The sequence below is a fragment of the Paenibacillus sp. JT22N7 genome (assembly GCF_059383875.1).
Genome location: NZ_JBXENY010000011.1, coordinates 33,646 through 52,209, shown reverse-complemented (window position 1 = coordinate 52,209; position 18,564 = coordinate 33,646). Strand labels below are relative to the sequence as shown.

Annotated in this window: 17 protein-coding genes; 5 read left to right on the top strand and 12 right to left on the bottom strand. The window is 47.4% G+C overall.

The genetic code is table 11. The features are described 5' to 3' along the window. Positions 1-88: 88 nt before the first annotated feature. Positions 89-2,212, top strand: a complete 2,124-nt coding sequence (locus AC50Y5_RS25965) for a putative bifunctional diguanylate cyclase/phosphodiesterase (protein ID WP_494864170.1) — start codon at positions 89-91, stop codon at positions 2,210-2,212. Positions 2,213-2,282: 70 nt separating this feature from the next. Here the strand turns inward: AC50Y5_RS25965 and AC50Y5_RS25960 are convergent, their stop codons facing one another. Then, a complete protein-coding gene (locus tag AC50Y5_RS25960; RefSeq protein WP_056037147.1) occupies positions 2,283-2,666 on the bottom strand; it encodes a glyoxalase superfamily protein in 384 nt (127 codons plus the stop codon). Positions 2,667-2,850: 184 nt separating this feature from the next. Between AC50Y5_RS25960 and AC50Y5_RS25955 the strand changes: the two genes are divergently transcribed. Next, the gene (locus tag AC50Y5_RS25955; RefSeq protein ID WP_494864169.1) at positions 2,851-3,768 is read left to right on the top strand and encodes a class 1 isoprenoid biosynthesis enzyme; all 918 of its coding nucleotides are present in this window, start codon (positions 2,851-2,853) and stop codon (positions 3,766-3,768) included. Between the two features lie 125 nt (positions 3,769-3,893). Continuing rightward, entirely contained in the window at positions 3,894-4,133 is a 240-nt protein-coding gene (locus tag AC50Y5_RS25950; RefSeq protein ID WP_056037153.1) for an NHLP leader peptide family RiPP precursor, read from the top strand. 52 nt (positions 4,134-4,185) lie between these two features. Here the strand turns inward: AC50Y5_RS25950 and AC50Y5_RS25945 are convergent, their stop codons facing one another. The 9 genes from AC50Y5_RS25945 to AC50Y5_RS25905 form a co-directional block, all read right to left on the bottom strand. Then, positions 4,186-6,102 carry an ATP-binding protein gene (locus AC50Y5_RS25945; protein WP_494864168.1) on the bottom strand — a complete coding sequence of 639 codons (1,917 nt, stop codon included), beginning with the start codon at positions 6,100-6,102 and terminating at the stop codon, positions 4,186-4,188. A gap of 154 nt (positions 6,103-6,256) precedes the next feature. Then, positions 6,257-7,123, bottom strand: a complete 867-nt coding sequence (locus AC50Y5_RS25940; protein ID WP_056037160.1) for a CheR family methyltransferase — start codon at positions 7,121-7,123, stop codon at positions 6,257-6,259. Further along, a complete protein-coding gene (locus AC50Y5_RS25935; RefSeq protein WP_494864167.1) occupies positions 7,096-9,792 on the bottom strand; it encodes a CHASE3 domain-containing protein in 2,697 nt (898 codons plus the stop codon). Before AC50Y5_RS25935 ends, AC50Y5_RS25940 begins: the two co-directional genes overlap by 28 nt. Before the next feature lie 195 nt (positions 9,793-9,987). After that, positions 9,988-10,692, bottom strand: a complete 705-nt coding sequence (locus AC50Y5_RS25930; RefSeq protein WP_235533193.1) for a sigma-70 family RNA polymerase sigma factor — start codon at positions 10,690-10,692, stop codon at positions 9,988-9,990. A 44-nt stretch (positions 10,693-10,736) separates the two neighbouring features. Then, a complete protein-coding gene (gene rsbW, locus AC50Y5_RS25925) occupies positions 10,737-11,189 on the bottom strand; it encodes an anti-sigma B factor RsbW (protein WP_056037167.1) in 453 nt (150 codons plus the stop codon). A 57-nt stretch (positions 11,190-11,246) separates the two neighbouring features. Further along, entirely contained in the window at positions 11,247-11,792 is a 546-nt protein-coding gene (locus tag AC50Y5_RS25920; RefSeq protein ID WP_494864166.1) for a DUF948 domain-containing protein, read from the bottom strand. A 147-nt stretch (positions 11,793-11,939) separates the two neighbouring features. After that, positions 11,940-12,410, bottom strand: coding sequence for an ATP-binding protein (locus AC50Y5_RS25915; RefSeq protein WP_494864165.1), 471 nt, complete (start codon positions 12,408-12,410; stop codon positions 11,940-11,942). Positions 12,411-12,412: 2 nt separating this feature from the next. After that, positions 12,413-12,739, bottom strand: coding sequence for an STAS domain-containing protein (locus AC50Y5_RS25910; RefSeq protein ID WP_056037176.1), 327 nt, complete (start codon positions 12,737-12,739; stop codon positions 12,413-12,415). A gap of 349 nt (positions 12,740-13,088) precedes the next feature. After that, positions 13,089-14,231: a PP2C family protein-serine/threonine phosphatase gene (locus AC50Y5_RS25905; RefSeq protein ID WP_494864164.1), complete on the bottom strand. Its 1,143-nt coding sequence runs from the start codon at positions 14,229-14,231 to the stop codon at positions 13,089-13,091. Positions 14,232-14,455: 224 nt separating this feature from the next. Here AC50Y5_RS25905 and AC50Y5_RS25900 point away from each other — a divergent pair, with 224 nt between their 5' ends. Beyond that, positions 14,456-14,833, top strand: coding sequence for a YtxH domain-containing protein (locus AC50Y5_RS25900; protein ID WP_056037182.1), 378 nt, complete (start codon positions 14,456-14,458; stop codon positions 14,831-14,833). 206 nt (positions 14,834-15,039) lie between these two features. Here AC50Y5_RS25900 and AC50Y5_RS25895 read toward each other — a convergent pair whose 3' ends face one another. Continuing rightward, the gene (locus AC50Y5_RS25895; RefSeq protein WP_494864163.1) at positions 15,040-16,545 is read right to left on the bottom strand and encodes a hypothetical protein; all 1,506 of its coding nucleotides are present in this window, start codon (positions 16,543-16,545) and stop codon (positions 15,040-15,042) included. Between the two features lie 118 nt (positions 16,546-16,663). Here AC50Y5_RS25895 and AC50Y5_RS25890 point away from each other — a divergent pair, with 118 nt between their 5' ends. Further along, entirely contained in the window at positions 16,664-17,551 is an 888-nt protein-coding gene (locus AC50Y5_RS25890) for an AraC family transcriptional regulator (protein ID WP_494864162.1), read from the top strand. Positions 17,552-17,793: 242 nt separating this feature from the next. Here AC50Y5_RS25890 and AC50Y5_RS25885 read toward each other — a convergent pair whose 3' ends face one another. After that, positions 17,794-18,507 (bottom strand): Crp/Fnr family transcriptional regulator, encoded by a 714-nt coding sequence (locus AC50Y5_RS25885; RefSeq protein ID WP_494864161.1) that lies wholly within the window; start codon positions 18,505-18,507, stop codon positions 17,794-17,796. Between the last annotated feature and the right edge of the window lie 57 nt (positions 18,508-18,564).

Below are 18,564 nucleotides of genomic sequence, written 5' to 3'. Positions count from 1 at the left end.
CGACCAGCAGGAGGGAAATCGTTGACAATTATTCTCAACGAACATAACATAAACTTAAATTAACCTCATGAGGAAGTGTCAGCAGCCCTTGTCTATCACCCAACATATTGCAAAAACCATTTATCGGCCTGGTATCGGCAAGCTTATACGACCGATAAGCAGGCTGCTTTTTAATCATATGAATGAAGGCATCGTCATTTATCATACAGATGGACAACTCGTTATGAGCAACCACGTAGCGGAAAAATACGGTTTTCTCGCTACAGCGGCAGCTAAGGACAGCATTTACCCGCTTTATTTTAAAATAAACGGGGCTATACCGCTCCCTTCCGATCAGCAGCCCCTGAACCGCTTGCTGCAAGGGGAGCAGGATATTGTCCAAGAGCTGTGGCTGAAGCCAGGCGAAGGAAAAGCCGGAAGCATCGTGCGAATCGTCGGCAAGGCGCTTCGCTCCTTTCGAGGTATGCCGCTCGGCTTTATGCTCGTCGTCCACGATATTACGCTCAGCAAATGGCATGAGAAGCGCCTGGAAGTAAGCGAGCAGCGCTTTAAATCGCTTTTTGAGCATAATCCGGATATCGTTCTGTGGTTTGATTTGAAAGGGACGCTGCTGAGCGTCAATTCGGCCTTTGAGACGGTCACTGGCCACTGCGCATCTGAGCTTATCGGACATTCGGTTGGCGAATTGATCAACGATGTGGAGGCTTGGCAGCTTCAGCAGCTGCTCGAGAAAGTCCATGAAGGACGGACTATTCATCAGGAAACGTCGATTACAAATAAAACGGGCGAGCTTGTTTATTTGCATGCAACAGTCATTCCCATTATTGTCGAGGAGCAGCTCGCCGGGTTCTACATCGTGGCCCAAAATGTGACCGCGCAAAAACAATCGATGGAGACGATTTCCCGCATCGCTTATTTCGATTCCTTGACGGGCTTGCCGAACCGCCATTCGTTTTTCGAGACGCTGACCGCAACTTTGGCGCAATGCAGCACATGCATCGACAGGCAATTCGCCGTGCTTTTCGTCGATTTGGATCGCTTTAAGCTCATTAATGATACGCTTGGCCACCGGGCTGGCGATTTTTTGCTGGAGCAAACCGCGCTGCTTATGGGCAAGTGCGTGGGAGACAGCGGCACGATTGCCCGGCTCAGTGGAGATGAGTTTATTATTTTGCTGAATCATGCAGGGGCCCAAGAGGCCGAGCAGTTGGCAGGAAGAATACTTGACGAAATCGCCGTACCCATCATCTACGACAACAATCGACTGCTATCCACAGCAAGTATCGGCATCAGCCTATATCCCGACCATGGCACATCGTCCGAGCAGCTGATTCAGTTTGCTGATATCGCCATGTACCGAGTGAAGGAGCAGGGGAAAAACAACTATCTCTTCTTCACCTCGGAAATGAATGAATCTATCGTTCGCCGCACTACGATGGAGAAGCAGCTCGCGATCGCTTTGGAGCAGGAGCAGCTGACGCTGTTTTATCAGCCGCAGGTTGAAGCGAGCACAGGGAAAATCTCTGGCTTTGAGGCGCTTGTCCGCTGGAACATGCCGGAGCGGGGACTCATTTCCCCGTTGGAGTTTATTCCCCTGGCTGAGGAAACAGGCATGATTATCCAGCTCGGCGAATGGGTGCTGCGCCGAGCCTGTGAGCAGCAGAAGCGCTGGATAGATGAAGGACTGATGCCGGTAACAATTGCGGTTAATATATCGATGAAGCAATTTGAGGATGACAGCCTATTCGAGACGATCCGGCATATTTTATTCGAAACGAAGCTGCCTCCTCATTTGCTGGAGCTGGAAATTACCGAGAGCATCGGCCTGCAAGGTGCCGACCAGGTCATCAACAAGCTGAACCGGCTCAAGACGCTCGGCGTGAGCATCGCCATTGATGATTTTGGAACAGGCTACAGCTCGCTGCATTATTTGCAAAAGCTCCCGATTGATACACTGAAAATCGACAAGTCCTTTATTCGCGATATGATCAACGTCACGCCTGATATTTCGATTGTCCATTCCATTATCAGGCTTGCCCACAGCCTCCAGCTTGATGTTTTGGCCGAAGGGGTCGAGGTCGTGTCCCAACTGGAAATGCTGGCCGAGCTCAAATGCGAGCGTCTGCAAGGCTACTTGTTCTCGCGCCCGATTCCAGCTGATGAGGCACGCGTGCTGCTGCAGCGGCAAAAGCTGGATGAACATTATCGCTGACTGGCTGTCGCCGTTATATTCTAAATAGAAAAAGCCATACGGCGGAATGATTCAGGCCCACTTGTATGGCTTATTTCATTTGGTTTTCATAAAAAAGCAGCCGATTGCCGAACGGATCCGTCACGACGCATTCGAGTGTGTGCCATGGCGTTCGTTCCAGTCCAGGCTTGGCGTAACGGTACTCTTTTTCCAGCAGACGGGTATGATAGGCTTCAATTTGGCTCGTTTCAATACGAATAGCTGCGCCGGGGCAGCTGTCGCCATGATGCTCGGATAAGTGCAGCACACAGCAGCCATTAGATACTTGCATATACAATGGAAAATTCGCCTCGTAACGATGCTCCCAATCCAGCCGAAAGCCGAGAAAATCCATATAAAACGCTTTAGCATGTGCTTCATCAAAAATTCGCAAAATCGGAACGACTGGTTTCATTAAAAGCCCGTTTTGTCCCATTCGCGCCTCCCTTCGGCAATCGCCGCGCTCTTTTTATCGTTTTTCCATAAAAAAGTTCCAAGTTTCTACATTTTACTTAACTTCCCCTCTATCTTCAACCGCCAAAACAAAGTATAATACTGGAAAACATATTATTTTATAAGCCTTTAAGCCTATTATATCAAGATAAGAGGACTATGATCCCATGCCATTTATCACTCCTTTTGAATCCAGTCTGCAAGCTGTTTTCACCAAAGCACAGCAAATAACGGCAAAATTTCCCGAACCGCTAAATCAAACGGGACAAGCATATATCACGCATATTAATCCTCTGCATCGCAGCGGCAACCAGAACTATATCGGCTATTTGCTGCCCTATTGGATGACGGAAATGGCCTCTGTGACCGAGGAGCAATGCGAGCAGCTTGCGCTTGCCAATGTATTCGGCATGCTGCATTTTTTCATTGTGGATGAAGTGATGGATTCGGGGAGTGCGGAGAGCAGACAGAAGCTGGCTTTGAGCCATTTATTTTATACGCAGATGTACGGTGTTCTGCACTGTCTTCACACCTCTGACTCTAGGTTTTGGGAGTATTACGGCCGCTACATGGCCGATTGGTCGATTGGCGTGGCCCAGGAGTCCGCTGAAGATTATTTTAATACCGATCCGCTTCGCACCGCTTTAAAGTCGTCCCTCGTGAAAATAGCCAGCACCGGAGCCCTGCTCCTCTCGGGCCAGCAAGCCTTCATACCAGCAGTGGAACGAGCTGTTGATTATGTACTCGTAGCGCTTCAGATGGCCGATGATTGGACGGATTGGGAAGCTGATCTGGCAGATGGAAGCTATAACGGATTACTAGCGTTTTTCATGGATAAATGGCCGGAGCAGTCGCCTATTACAGTCAGTAAATTAAGGAAAGCAATATATGTACAGGGGCTACTAACGGACTATGCGGAGCTCGCTTGCCAATTTGAGCAAGCCCATCAACAATTAGGCCTTAAGGCTGGTCATTTGCTGGCATTTCATGCCTCCATCACCGCTTCCCTCGCAAAGGATGCCCAAAATATAGAGCTAGCTCGACAAAAACAAATGGAAGGCGGACTTTTTCAAACACTAGCATGACGAAATTCGCCAAAATATGCTTATTTTCAACAGTATTTTCTGAAAATATATAGTAGTTTTTGTCGAAATTTCATGTTACAATATGTAAATGGAACTTATACATAATACTAGAAAGGTGGAAAAGTATGAGCAGCGAAAACAATTTACGACAGCAAATTATTCAGAAAGCATGGGAAGATGAGGCTTTCAAGAAGCAGCTCCTTGCTGATCCACGTGCCGCTATTAAAGAGGCGTTTCAAGTTGAAATTCCAGAAGGCGTTGAAGTAAAAGCAGTAGAAGAACAAACTAACAGCTACTATCTCGTTATTCCTGTCAGCCCTGCTGATAGCTCCCAAGCGGCTGTCGCATCACCACCTTGGAAGTAAACCTCTACGTACAGTCATAAATCAAGCGCCCTGCCGGGACGGCAAGGCGCTTTTATTGAATTTCTGCTATAGGCAAACTTACGAACGCTTCCGTGCCTACTCCTTTAATACTGTTAAAATAGATCCGGCCGTTCATCACTTCGATAATGCGGAAGGTCACCATCAGCCCAAGCCCCGTACCTTTGGACTTATTGGAGAAATACGGCTCGCCCAATCTTTCCAGCTCGCTCTCTTCCATCCCGACTCCATTATCGCTAATGCGAATAATGACGGTAGAATCTTCCTGATAGGCAATAATGTCGATGCTTCCCTTTGTCGGCAGCGCTTCGATGCTATTTTTCACAATATTAATAATCGCTTGCTTGAATTTAGAGGAATTCCCCCGCACATACAGTTCAAAATTCGACTCTACCCGCAATTCTCCACCTTGGATTGTAGCTAGCGGAGATAAAATCGCTTCAATTTGTCCCAATTCCTCGGCTATATTCAATATCGTCGTCATTTCAACCTGAGGCTTGGCAAAGGTCAAGAAGTCCGTAATGATGCTGGAAGCCCGATCCAATTCGTCGATAGCAAGCAGCATATAGTTTTTATCCTTCTGGTCAGCGGAACGGTGGCCAATTAGCTGGAGAAAGCCGCGTGTCACCTGAAGCGGATTGCGCACTTCATGTGCAACCGATGCGGCGAGCTGGCTAATAATTTCCATTTTCTCCGAACGCTGCAGCTCATTATTGAAGACTTCCAGCTTTCGGGAGTACAGCAGCATTTGCTCATAATTATTAATGATCCGCCGGATCAACACCACAATTAAAGAAAAGATGAAAAACAGCGTTCCCCATTTCCAATAAAACATTTCATAATCTTTTTGCGTAAAATAAATGACCAGCTCGGACACCACGGTTAGCGCAAACAGCGCAAAGCCTGCCGAAATAATAATGCTTTCCCGGTTTCGCTTCACACAATAAAAAGCAAGCACCGAGATCAAAATGATATTGCCGATCATGACGGACGAAGCGAAGATGAGTGGGACGATGCTCTCATAATAATGCAAGATCCTTCCGCCTAGCAGGACGCTCAGCAGCAGCCATGCGAAGCTGCCAATAGAGATGACTAATTGGACACGCAAGCAATATTTTAAGATCCGGCTTGTGCCCTTACTAATGATTTGCTCAAAAAATAAAAAGATCCAAGTCATAATAAACGTCGAGGATATATCAAACAAATAATAATACACCCGGCTGGATTTGCCGAAAAACGCATACAAATACGGGGAAATCGTCAATGTCATTACCCCAATCGACAGCATGAGGAGACATAACGAATTCCAGCCTGGCCAATATATTTTATTCACAAACAGCATGCATATTAGCAATGAAATCGATACAAATACAAGCGTGCCGCCTAAAATAATATCCAAAATATTTTTCTGCAAATATTTAGAATTCATGCTTTGGAAATCGCCAAGCTTCACGCTCCCATCGATTCCGAGCGAGCTTGCATCTGCATTGCCTTTTAGATAAATGTATATCGGCTTATTGTAATAATGAGGAGACAGCTTCAGCAAAATATTGTTCGTCTCATAACCGTAGTTTCGCTCATCCTCATAAATAAGATAACCATCATTAAAAATACGAATTTGCTGCGCAAAGTTCACGTCCAGCATTATACCTGGGTTTTCCCAATTCAACTCAGGAACCTCAATCTTGATCCAGGCGGAGTTAAAGCCTTCCGGCTTAGCGGTTAGCCGATCATTGCCTGTTGCCAAGATCCATCTATCACTGTGCTCCTGATCCATCACATCTGCGAGCACCGGCTCCTGACTTGCCTCATCTAGCCATTGAATATACCACTGATCAATATATGTTATTGGTGGAGGAGGAGGGCTCGCAAAAGCTCGAGGAACCATTAAACAGATGGATAAAACGAAGAATAATACGATGAACCTTGCGTATCTCAATACTTCTCTCATTCCTGCACCTCAAAGCTTCGAAAATTCATCACTAGCCCATTTCTCCTAAAGTATTCGACAATCTTTGATAGCATCCCTGCCTTTTTTACCTATTGGCAAAAAAATTATATAACACAAAAAAAGAGCAGACAAGCCGCTCTTTTCATTATAAAGCCTATTTTGCGGCCTCTCCGCCTAATGTTGCTTTGCGATAGATCCGCTCATTCGGATTAAATTCGACATATTGCAAATGCTTATCGAGCTGGACAATGGACTCTTTATTTCCCAATCCAAGAAATCCCTCCGCCGCCAAACTGCTGTAAAACAGCTTATGGACCTGCTGCTGCAAGGTTGTGTCGAAATAAATCATCACATTGCGGCAAATGATTAGATGAAATTCATTGAACGAGCCGTCCGTCACCAAATTATGCTGGGCGAACATAATATTATCCCGCAGCTCCGGCAAAAAATAAGCAAATTGATGATCCGTTTGATAATATTCGGAAAAGGCGATCATTCCGCCCGCTTCCATATAGTTTTTCGTATAAATTTGCATTTGCTTTAGCGGATATGCGCCGCGCTGGCACTTCTCAATCGCGCTCTCGCTCATATCGGTCGCATAAATTTTGCTGCGCTGCGTGAGGCCTTCCTCCTTGAGCAAAATCGCCATAGAATAAACCTCTTCGCCTGTCGCACAGCCAGCATGCCATATTCTTATTTCCGGAAGCCCTCGCAAATAAGGAATCACCTCTTGGCGCAAGGCGCGGAAAAACCCAGGGTCCCGAAACATCTCGGTTACTCTAATGGAGAAATCATGCAGCACCTTATCCAGCATATCTTTATCCCGAAGCACCTGATCAAGCAATCTTGTAATCGTAGGAATGCCTTCAATACGCAACCGATTTTGAATCCGGCGCAAGAGAGACGAACGAATGTAATGCCGAAAGTCAAATCCATAATAACGGTAGATGCCTTCTAAAAATAATTCCAGCTCTACGTTCTCCACTTCTTGATTCATCGGCCCTCCTGCTTCGTCATCCATACGCGCAGCAGCGAGTAGAGCTGTTCTATTTGGAGCGGCTTGCTAATATAATCCGAAGCGCCCGCCTGCATGCAGCGCTCCCGATCATTTCTCATTGCTTTCGCTGTGAGCGCAATAATCGGCAGCTCTTTCAGCACCGGATTGCTGCGAATGCTGCGTATAGCTTCCAATCCATCCATAACCGGCATCATAATATCCATAAGAATAATATCAAAATCAGGTTGTTTATTCAAAAGCTCCAGGCCGAGCTTGCCGTTGCTGGCCGATTCTACAATAACCCCTTTACTGGTAAGCGCCGTCTTGAGCGCAAATACATTGCGGTCGTCGTCATCAACGAGCAGCACCCTTTTCCCCTCAAACAGCCGCGTATCCTCTATATGAGCTTTTAGCTGCGCCGCCTCTTCCTCGCTAAGCACTTCACCCTCCAGTTTCTTAGAGTCGCCTCCAGCATCATCAGAGGTAAGCCATATTACGGTATTGGCACCAGCCGCCGACTGATCACGGCTATTCAGCATTTCCTGACTGAATGCTGCAAATTCTTCACTTAAGCTTGGCAAATACAACGTAAACGTACTTCCCTCGCCCTCCACGCTCTCAAGCTGCAGCCTGCCTCCAAGCAGGCGGGTAAATTCACGGCAGATGGATAAGCCTAGGCCCGTACCGCCATATTGGCGATTCGTCGTCCCATCGGCTTGCTGGAACGCTTCGAAAATAATCGCTTGCTTGTCTGGCGAAATGCCAATACCGCTGTCGGTTACCGAAATGGCAATCATCGTATCGGATGGCGCCTCGCCATTATACAGCTCCAGCATTCGTGCTTGTTCCACAGAAGAAATACTGAGGCGCACGGAACCGCTATCTGTAAACTTAAACGCATTGGACAGCAGATTTTTCAAAATATGCTGCAACCGGTGACCGTCCGTCGAGATAATAGGCGGTGCTTGCTCATCGAAGACAGTAACGAAGGAAAGCTGTTTTTTCTCCGCTACGGGATCGAATAACTGGCGCATCAGCATTGGAATTTCAGTCATATTGACATCGTCAATCGTCACTTCCAGCTTGCCGGCTTCGATTTTCGATAAGTCCAAAATATCGTCGATCAGGCTAAGCAAATCTTTGCCCGCCGAATGGATGACGTGGGAATAATGCTGCTCTTCCTCCGTCATCGTCTTATTTTCATTCTCATAAAGCATCTGCGACAAAATCAAAATGCTGTTAAGCGGCGTACGCAGCTCATGCGACATATTGGCCAGAAAATCCGTCTTATACTGCGAGCTCTGCACAAGCTTCTCGGAATAATCCTCAAGCTCATGCTTCGTCTGCTCCAGCTGGGTATTGCGCTGCTCGGCCAAGTCCCGCTGCTCCTGCAAATAGTCATTCGTCAGGCGCAGCTGCTCCTGCTGCATTTGCATTTCCTCAGACTGTGCCTGCAATTCTTCGGACTGCGCCTGCAGCTCCTCGGTCAGCATTTGTGATTCATTGAGCAGACGCTCGATTTCCATACGGCCTACGACGCTGTTTATAGCTACGCCAAGGCTTTCCTGCAGCGCTTTAATAAGCGTAAGATGCTTATCTTCGAAGCTTCCTAAAGAGGCAAACTCTACAACCGCCAATACTTTACCCTCGAAGAAAACAGGAGCCACAAGCAAGCTGCGAGGAGAAGCCTCGCCTAAGGAAGAGCGGACTTTAACATATCCCATCGGCAAATCTGTCAAATGATACAGCCGTTTGTCAACGACACATTGGCCTGCAATACCTTCTCCAGGCTTGAAGCTTACAGCTGCTTCTATTGCATGGTCATGTCCGGCAAAGGAAGCCGTTTTCACATAGGTAGTCACACCATTTTGGACATGGCGCAAATAAATGGCGCTATAAGTAGCATCCAGCATCGGTGTTACTTGATAGACAAACGCTTCGGACAGATCAGCAATATGCTTAAAGCCCTGATACATATCCGCTACCTCCACGGTACGCTTCTGTACCCAGCTTTCTTCATTGACGTTGTCCAGCAATTCATTGGTCGCCTCGGCCAGCTCGCGAATTTCATCCTTCGTATTCACGCGAATACGCTCATTAATATCGCCGTCTGAAGCAATGATGCTGCGAATCGTATGTTTGACATCCCTAATCGTACGAACGATGGCGCCTGAGACGAACATAGCAGCAGCGATCGCGCTTATCGTCACTAACGCAAATGCAATAAATAATACGTATTGCAAATTGACATTATTTTGTGAGAGCGTCTCCACCCTTTGCTTCGTAAGCTCCTTCTCCGAAGTACGAAGCTGATCCAGCTGGGTACGAACCTTTTCCACAATTTCCTTGCCCAAATCGCTCGCGTAATAGGTCCTGATCGCATCCATCTTGTTTTCTTTACGCAGTTGAACAACGGGCTGACCTGCAAACTTGCCCCATTGCTCAATATTCCCTTTAATTTCCTCCAAATTGGCCTGTTGGGCAGGATTATCACTCAATAGCTCATGCAGCGTATTATAATTGCTCCCCCATACTAAAATGGCATCGTTATAAGGAACCAAATACTTCTCGTCACCACTAATGACGTAGCCGCGCTGCCCATTTTGCATATCCAGCATATTGATTTCAAGTTGATCGACCATTTCATGAACGGCAATATCATGATCAGCGACAAAATTGATTTCGCTCTGCAAAGCGTTTATCCGGGTTACAATAATGACAATCGCAACAGCTAAGCATAATAGAATGCTAAGGTAGCCTAATAAGATTTTCGCTCTTATCGTAAAGCGCATCGAACGCCAAATAAGTCATTCCTCCATTCCCACCATCCCTACAACTCTATCATCATTGCTAAGAGTATGGCAAGGAAACGAGGCACGCGGAGAAACCTACAGCCATGCCCGCAGCTTCTCAATCGCACGCTTCTGAATACGGGAAACGCTCATTTGCGAAACGCCCAGCTTATCGGCTATCATTCGCTGCGACTGGCCTTCCTGATAGATTAAATGGATGACGGTCTGTTCTTCTTCCTTGAGACTTTTCATTGCTTCTCCTATATCCAGCTTCATATCAAGCGCTTTAAATTCATCGGACGGATTCGCAATGAGATCGCCAATAGAAGCGCCATCCCCTTCGCTCGTCAACGGCGTATCAAGCGATGTGTAATGATAATAATCACGTCCTGCCAAAATTTCAATCGTCTCTTCCTGCGTAAGCTCCAGATGGGCGGCGATTTCCTCCACTTTCGGCGAGCGTTCCAGCTTTACCGTCAGCTCATCAATCGCATGCTGAAGCATGCTGCCCTTTTCCTTTACACGTCTAGGCACTTGAATATACCAAGAGCGGTCACGCAAATAATTTTTCAAGTTGCCAATGACGCTTTTCATCGCATAACCTTCAAACGGGATACCGATTGAAGGGTCATATTGTTTAAAGAGCCGCAGCAACGACATTTGGCCTACTTGATATAAATCCTCATATAAATCCGGGCGGCTGCGAGACATTTTGCCAGCAGCCATCCGAACGATATCCTCATAATGCACCAGAAGCGCCGTAGCCGCTTCATTACAACCTTCATTTCGGTAGGTTTGCATGAATGCGGCTATTTCGCTTGGAGCTTTGGAGGAGGGTTTTGTACTCATGCCATCTCCTCTTTTCTGCCAAGCAGTTTTGTAAGAATGACCTCCGTACCGCTAGTCGTATTCACTTCCACATGATCCATGAGCGCTTGCATCATATACAAACCAAGTCCGCCAATTGGAGCCTCGCTAAGCCTCGTCGCATGAAGCGCTCCCGCTGTACGGTTAACAGCCTGTTCATAATTAAAGCTGGTTCCATTGTCACGAACGCAAATTTTCAAGCCGTCAAGCTGCTGTTCAAAACTCACATGAAGCTCGCCCGAGCCGCGATGCTCATAGCCATGTATAATCGCGTTATTGCACGCCTCGCCCACAGCTACCTTCATATCTTCAATTTGCTCATATTCAAAACCTAATTTAACGGCAAGACCATATAAGGTCAATCTTACGATATCGAGATAATCTGCCTCCGCTGGAATTGTCAACTGCACCGATGTTTTCATATCAGCCATTCTTTCCTTTCTACAGTAAAATGTTAAGTTCTGTACGTCATGCTGCAAAAGATCTGTTTACTGTCTGCTAGAAGCTGTATTATGCATAGCAGCTGGCCTGGATACGTTATCTGCTGCTGCCGTATTGGCTTTACGCTCTACAAGCATCTGCAGCACCTTCGCCGCAAGCGTTGCTCCTTGGGCAATTAATTCCGTCTTCGTGCTATTCACTGCCACTTTCGGCTTTGCTGCTTCCGCTTTGGCTTGTACGACGGCTCTTTCTTTCCGCAGCTTCTGCCCCGTTTTCACAGAGGAAATGAGTGCGACAGCCGATTCCTTAACCGCCGAGGTCGCTTCCTGAACGACATGGCCCACATCATCCAGCGAGCCAAACAGCGAATCAAGCGATTTGAGCTTCATATTTACATCATCTGCAACAGAGTTTGTCGTTTGAACGACGCCCTTCACCTCTGTACCGATTGCCGATATCTCATGCTTCACTTCGACTAAAGTTACCCTCATCTCATCTAGAGAATACTTAAGCGATCTAAGCGCCTCTATCACATAATAAACGAGTATTGCAAAAGCAATTGCTGCTATCAAAACCCCTATTTCCCATAGCATAATCATAGCCTCCCTTACTTTCCTTGTGCTTCTTGTTACGTTTAAGTTACCCTGCTCCACAAGGAATGAAACAGCAGCTGGCCAGCGATATAAAAAAAGAAAACCACGACTTGCTGGGGCGTCCCATGCCTTAGTCGTGGTTATGTGTTATTGCAGCGGCAGAAGGCGCTTGGTCATGACAACCTGCGTACATTCGGCGGAATGTATATTAACCTCATCCATTAGCGCTTGCATTAAATACAAGCCCAGTCCGCCAACTTCTAAACCGCTCGTATCTTCACCTTCGAGCGGCCCTGCCTTTTCCATATAGGCGCCAGCTTCAAAGCCTGCTCCGCTATTCGTAATTTTAATCGTCAAGCTGTCTGGCAGCACTTCAAATTCAACTATAATTTGGAGCTCGTCCTCAGCGGCCTCAACAGCATCGGCCGCCTCCCGCTCGCCCGCGTGATGTGGCGTATAGTGTAAAACAGCGTTATTGCAAGCTTCTCCCACAGCAACCTTCATATCTTCGATATCCTCGTACGAAAAACCCATTTTAGAAGCAATACCGTACAGGCCAAGCCTCACGATATCCAAATATTGTGCGTCCGCCGGTATTTGCATCACAATACGCTTCATGCTTAGCTTACGGTCCCTTCGTTGATATAACCTGAAATGCCTGTAATATCAAATAGCCGCTTAATGCTTCTTGGAATATTTTTAACGATAAATTCGGCTTTCTTCTCATCACGTGCTTTAATGACCGACACCACGATGCCGATACCTGTACTATCGATATAAGCAAGGCGTTCCGTATCAAGAACCAGCGTTTTCTCCGTACGATTGACAACCGTTTCGAGCAGGGAGCGCAGCTCAGGCGCTGCGGCCAAATCAAGCTCACCGCCTACTTGTACAATTATCGCGCTATCCGTTTCATGAATAACTGCCTGAAATTTGTTTAACGTCATTGAACACACTCCCAAGGCAAATTTTAAGTAGATCATATCAATAACACCGTCACTGCACAAGCAGAGAACTGAGGGCCTGGAAGATCAGCTGCCTGCTTGCCACTTGCGGGATGAAAGCGACTATTACGTTTATCATGCCTACGTTTACAATGAAGGGATATGCAGCCGATCATGCTGTTCATAACAAAACCAGCATCTGCTGAAATAGTCAGATATCCTTATATTAAACCGTTTGGGATTGATTGAAACAGCTGGCGAGCAACGATTTCAAAATTATTTTTCCGTAAAAGCTCGCTGCCAGCTTTGGGCCTATCGTTTCTTTCTATTTGTATCTCGCTTGTACTATCTATTACGCCTTCACTTTTGTTTCGACCGTAACGAGGCATATATCGTCCTGCTGGCTCACCTGTCCTAAACCTTCGAACAAATTCAGCACATGATCCTCAAGCTGTTCCCCATCTTCACCCAGCCTTGCTTGCAGCTGCTGAACGTCATCCTCTTGTCCTTTGGCGAGCTGGTCCAGCAGACCATCGGTATAAAGTACAATTTTCACTTGGTTGCGATAAGAAATGCTGCCTTTCTTCACTTCAATGTTATCAAAAAATCCTAAGGCGCAGCAGCCTTCCGTCAGCAGCTGCGGTTTTTGATCCACAAAGGCGATGCCAGCGGGATGTCCTGCATTGACATATTCAATCGTCTGCTCCTTCGTGTCCAGCACATAATAGATAGCGGTAAAATAATAGTTCATCAGTTGATTCGAGCCTTGCAGCTGCATCATTCTCCGGTTCAGCTCAAGCACGACGAGCTCGGGATCGGAAATGCTTTTGATCGTATCCTGCAGGGCCGAATAAATATACATGCACACGAGCGAGGAAGAAATGCCATGGCCCATCATATCAAGCAAAATCACGCCATATTTTCCGCCGCCTAAGCAATACCAGGCATAAAAGTCGCCTGCCAGCTCAGAGGACGGCCGATAAATAGCATCGATTTTTACCCGCTCATTGTCTATCGGATCGCTTAATATGCTGCGCTGCACCTGCTTCGCCAAATTCAGCTCGAAGGAAATTCGCTGATCGCGCTCCCTATGCCAATCCTTTTCATATTTAAGACGAAGTGCTGAGCGAATGCGAGCCAGAAGCTCGACCTTATTAATCGGCTTCATGACATAATCGATCGCTCCCGCGTCCAGCGCTTCCGCCAGCTTGTTGGAATCCCCGAGCGCCGTAACAAAAATAACCGGAATATCGCGGTAGCGCTCGCTTTCCTGAATACGCCTGCACGCTTCAATGCCATCGATGCCCGGCATCATTAAATCCATTAGAATGAGAGAAACCGGCTGTTCCGTCGCATTCGGCTCATCTAGCTCCAAAATATCAAACAGCTCCATCGCTGAGGAGGCTGTTGCTAATTTCGTGTATCCGGCTTTTTGCAGTATTTTCTCTATTATGAGCAAATTAGTAGCGTTGTCGTCCACAATTGCAATTCGCATATGTTCGCGCTCCTTTCGTTGCTACAACTTAATCAACCTTTTTTTTCAAAGTGAAACGCTCTAGTAGTTATATCATAAACGATAATGCCATTCCAATCCTATAAAAAATGATCCCTCCGCCTTGTTCGGTTGCCACTTCACATATTAAAGCTTGTTTCAAAAACGGCTAGGGAGGTTACTTAGTGACATGAGTGACGATAACCAGATAAGAGGAGAGGATTAATATGTCAAACCCTGTAAATGAAGCAAAATCAAACGGACTGCTAGCGGGAATTCTTATTGGAGGTGCGCTCGGTGCTTTGTCGGCCCTGCTGCTTGCTCCAAAAACAGGCTCCGAGCTGCGAAAATCTCTTTCCAATACCTGCTCAGATTTAACCCAAAAAACGGGTCGCTTAGCTTCCAACATTAGCGAGAAAACTAGCGATCTCGTTTCTACGATAGGCAACAAAACGCAAAGCCTCGCCACTACGGTTCGCGATGAGGCCTCCGACGTAGCCGACCATGCAAAGCAAAGCGCCGAGCATATCATTGGTTCAGTATCAGAGAAGGCTGAAGAGGCGAAGGAAGGCATTAAGGCGCAGCTAGAGGCGCCGAAAGTTTAATCGCACTGCTGCTTAACCTTAACGCTCCTTCATTCATAGGCATATAATAATTTGGTGTTCGAATATTAGGCGTACAAAATAAAGGAGCCTCCTCAGGGATGGCTCCTTTATTTTGTACGCCTTTAAAAGCAAGGATAAGCAAGAAAGCTGCTGTTGCTAAGAAACAGCGCAACTGTCATAGCAGCTGAATATTTTTTAGCTAACGTCTAACCCAGCGCCACATGCTTGATCTGCATCAGCTCCCCAACCTTGCTGAACAGCGAGGCATTATGTCCAATCGACATGGCGCAGTGATGGGTCGGAGCTTCGGCAAACCATGCCGTCATATAATCGTCTGGATGCTGCTTGAATTTTACTGGCGTCTGCGTATTGCCAATACGCATAATCGGTCCATTGGTTGACTCCGCCTCGCTGCTGATCAGCTTAAGCCTGCCATCTCCTGTCTGGGTCAAGTTCAGCGTCGTAATCGGTCCCGTACGTACCTTCGCTTCAACGGATACACCTGTTCCCTGTTTGCCATGATAGAGCCCCATGCCGCGCAATACAGGTCTTCCCTCAGATATGGCAATATGAAACGGTCCATCATGCCCAAGCAAAATCGTTTCATCAACGTAATCGACGACCACAATTTCCGAGAAGCTGCCGCCTGTGCCGAGAATATCGCATATTTTCATAGCGACGGCCGTCTTCAAATCTCCTTCTCCCGAGCAAGGAATACCTCTGGCTGTCAGCAAAGAATGCCCCACAATAAAGCCGCCTTGCAGCTGCTCGTATTCACCGCCCGGCGCACCATGATAATAATAGGTTAGCGCATCCAAATCATATTCGCGTACGAGTTTTTCCTGCGCTGCCGCCACCTTGCACGACCATTCAAGCTGCTCCTCCGTCGGTTTTCTGGCAATCGGATCAGAAGGAGAATCGCCGCTGAGCTGGAACATCGCCAGCACTTCATCCCGCTTGCGCTTCGTTTCCTGCGGCGTAACCGACCTTAGCATGCGATCCAAATCGCACATTTCCAGCACCTCTATATGAAGGCCGGTCTGAGCCTGAAGCATCGTAAAATCGCTATACATGTCCAGCATGCCGCTATACGTATTGCCAAGAAAACCGAAGCGGCTATGGCGCAGCGTGCGCGGAACACCCGCCGCCCTTACCCATTCCTCAATCTCACGCCAGGCGCGAACAGCTTCCTTACGCCCGCTCGTTACCTCATTCGTCAGTGAAATATCCGGTGTATAATCTAGTCCCAGCAAGCCATTTACAACTTTAAATGGTATACCGGCACGATTAAACGCGTTAGCAAACTCCGGAACCGGACAAGCGCCGCAGTGCGCCAGCCATTCTCCTGTCGTTGAACCTTCATAATTCATTCGCTCGGTCGGCTGCAAATTAAGAAACACGACTGGCGCTTTATTGATTTGATGGATAGGCAATACCGTCGAGCTGGTTGAATACGTAGCGGCATGACAAAACACTAAATCTACATTTTGCGTATTGAGCCATTCTCCCGCGCTGCGCCCCTCGCTTTCCGTATCCACCAGACCATAATTAAATACATCGGCCCACTGGGCGATTTTCTGCTCAATAAATGCCCCATATTGCTCAAGACGCTCGCGCAGGCCGGGGAACTGTTCCCAATACGCGCGCAGGCCAACAGAATACATGCCAATTCTCGGTTTGCGGGCAGGCTTAATCGGTGTCAGCAGTGACATGACGGATCATCCTCTCAGCTGCAATCATGTTTTATATGACTATTGTAAAGGCTTACAATATAATAAACATCAAACAAAGTTGTGCAAAAATAATAGAATCTTGGGGAGGCCTTCGTCCATGTCTGCTTATCGTGAAAAAGCCATTCATGCCTGGACGCCTGAATCCGTCCGCTTAGCCGCTACACCATCCTCATTCGCGAAATCCGCTCTTTTTTACATTCAGGAAATCGGACACTTTCAGGCCTTCGCCCCTTACTATACCGAGCGGGAGCAGCTTGAATCGTTTCTGCTCGTCTATACTTTAGCGGGTGCAGGCCGCCTGACGTACCGTGACATTACTTATGAGCTGCGGCCTCATCAGTTGTTTTTCATCGATTGCATGAGCTACCAGCATTATGCCGCAGATTCCGCTGCGGGCGGCAATTGGGAGCTTTTATGGGTACACCTCAACGGCAGCACCACACGCGGCTACTATGAGCAATTTGCTGCAAGCGGCTCTCCAGTTGTTACGCTTCGGTCAGAGTGCCGGATTCAGGCTTGCCTTACGCAATTGCTGCAAATGAATCGGCAAAAAAGCATGCGCACAGAGCTGGCCAGCTCGCTATTGCTTGCTGAGCTTCTAACCGTGACACTGCTTGCCGCGCATGAACCGGAGCTGCTGAGCACAGAGCCTCCGCCCTATATTGCGGCAATCATTGAAAAATTCGAACAGCATTATGCCCAGAAAATGACGCTCGACCAGTTGGCACGCCAGCATGCGGTGAGCAAATACCATCTTGCCAAGCAATTCAAGCGCTATACAGGCTTCTCTCCCCACGAATACGTCATTGGCATTCGTATTTCACAAGCAAAGGAGCTATTGAAGTATTCGGATCAGCCTGTAGCCGATATTGCCCTGCTCGTAGGGATCGACAACGTCAGCCATTTTATCAACTTGTTTAAGGCGAGGGAAGGTGTGACGCCGCTTGCCTACCGTAAACAATGGCAGCCAGCATCTATCCGTTAAGCAGGAATAAAAAAGAAGGCCACCCTCCCAGTAGTGAAACACTACTTTCAGGGCGGCCTCTAGCAAGGCATCATGCTTGCTTAATAGAGAGGGCGCTTCGCTCAGAAGCGCATAATGAATAGGTAATGAATAAACGAGAGGATGACATCACGTCATTATTATTATCTTCTTCTTTTAGATCATAACAACTTCTCCCGCAAAAAAATGTAATCCAAATTACATTTTCGAAAAAATAGTTGCATTCAGCCTTCCTGGGCGATAGGGCCCTCATCGTTCAGCCGGCCATCCTGCTGGATGGCGCCGATGACTTGCAGCTGCTCTTTGTCCAAAATGCTGATTTTTTTGCTCACAATGCGAATATAACCTTCATTTTGCATTTCAAGCAGCACCTTCGTTACTGTCTCCCGCACCGTCCCCGTCATATCGGCAATTTGCTGATGCGTCAGCTTCAGCCCAATCGTCGTTCCGTATTTATCCGACAGCCGCAGCAGCAGCCGCGAAATGCGCGTACGCGCATTCGAAATCGTCAAATCGGTAATAAGCTCATTCGCTTTGCGCAGACGCTCCAGCGTAATGCTCAAAATATGAATCGCAATGCCCGGATTTTCCTTCAGCAGCCCAAAAAACTGTTCGCGCTTCAGCACATAAAGCGTGCTTTTCTCCAATACCTTCGCCGAGGCAGAACGCAGCTTCGTGCTGTCGATCAGCGCCATCTCGCCAAAATAGTCCCCCTCATGGAAAATGGCGAGTATAACCTCGCGATCCTCCTCATGACGGTAAATTTGCACCGCTCCGGCTTTAATCATATACAACTCATCGCCTTCATCCTGCTCCCAGAACAGCTGGGCGCCTTTGGCAAAAGTTCTCGTCACGAACAGCGGAGTGATTGCCGCCAGCTCCAAATCATTCAAATGTTCAAAAAAGGGGAAGTTGCGCAAAAATGTAACATCTGACATCCTCAATCTCCTCCTACCCAGCTATTGTACCCAATCTTTCGGGCATACGCACGGGTT

Coding starts and splice junctions, on each gene's coding strand:
- AC50Y5_RS25960 (WP_056037147.1), bottom strand. CDS start 2,666: ATGGGACAAAACGGGCTTTTAATGAAACCAGTCGTTCCGATTTTGCGA.
- AC50Y5_RS25955 (WP_494864169.1), top strand. CDS start 2,851: ATGCCATTTATCACTCCTTTTGAATCCAGTCTGCAAGCTGTTTTCACC.
- AC50Y5_RS25950 (WP_056037153.1), top strand. CDS start 3,894: ATGAGCAGCGAAAACAATTTACGACAGCAAATTATTCAGAAAGCATGG.
- AC50Y5_RS25945 (WP_494864168.1), bottom strand. CDS start 6,102: ATGAGAGAAGTATTGAGATACGCAAGGTTCATCGTATTATTCTTCGTT.
- AC50Y5_RS25940 (WP_056037160.1), bottom strand. CDS start 7,123: ATGGATGACGAAGCAGGAGGGCCGATGAATCAAGAAGTGGAGAACGTA.
- AC50Y5_RS25930 (WP_235533193.1), bottom strand. CDS start 10,692: ATGCAAACCTACCGAAATGAAGGTTGTAATGAAGCGGCTACGGCGCTT.
- rsbW (WP_056037167.1), bottom strand. CDS start 11,189: ATGGCTGATATGAAAACATCGGTGCAGTTGACAATTCCAGCGGAGGCA.
- AC50Y5_RS25920 (WP_494864166.1), bottom strand. CDS start 11,792: ATGCTATGGGAAATAGGGGTTTTGATAGCAGCAATTGCTTTTGCAATA.
- AC50Y5_RS25915 (WP_494864165.1), bottom strand. CDS start 12,410: ATGAAGCGTATTGTGATGCAAATACCGGCGGACGCACAATATTTGGAT.
- AC50Y5_RS25910 (WP_056037176.1), bottom strand. CDS start 12,739: ATGACGTTAAACAAATTTCAGGCAGTTATTCATGAAACGGATAGCGCG.
- AC50Y5_RS25905 (WP_494864164.1), bottom strand. CDS start 14,231: ATGCGAATTGCAATTGTGGACGACAACGCTACTAATTTGCTCATAATA.
- AC50Y5_RS25900 (WP_056037182.1), top strand. CDS start 14,456: ATGTCAAACCCTGTAAATGAAGCAAAATCAAACGGACTGCTAGCGGGA.
- AC50Y5_RS25895 (WP_494864163.1), bottom strand. CDS start 16,545: ATGTCACTGCTGACACCGATTAAGCCTGCCCGCAAACCGAGAATTGGC.
- AC50Y5_RS25890 (WP_494864162.1), top strand. CDS start 16,664: ATGTCTGCTTATCGTGAAAAAGCCATTCATGCCTGGACGCCTGAATCC.
- AC50Y5_RS25885 (WP_494864161.1), bottom strand. CDS start 18,507: ATGTCAGATGTTACATTTTTGCGCAACTTCCCCTTTTTTGAACATTTG.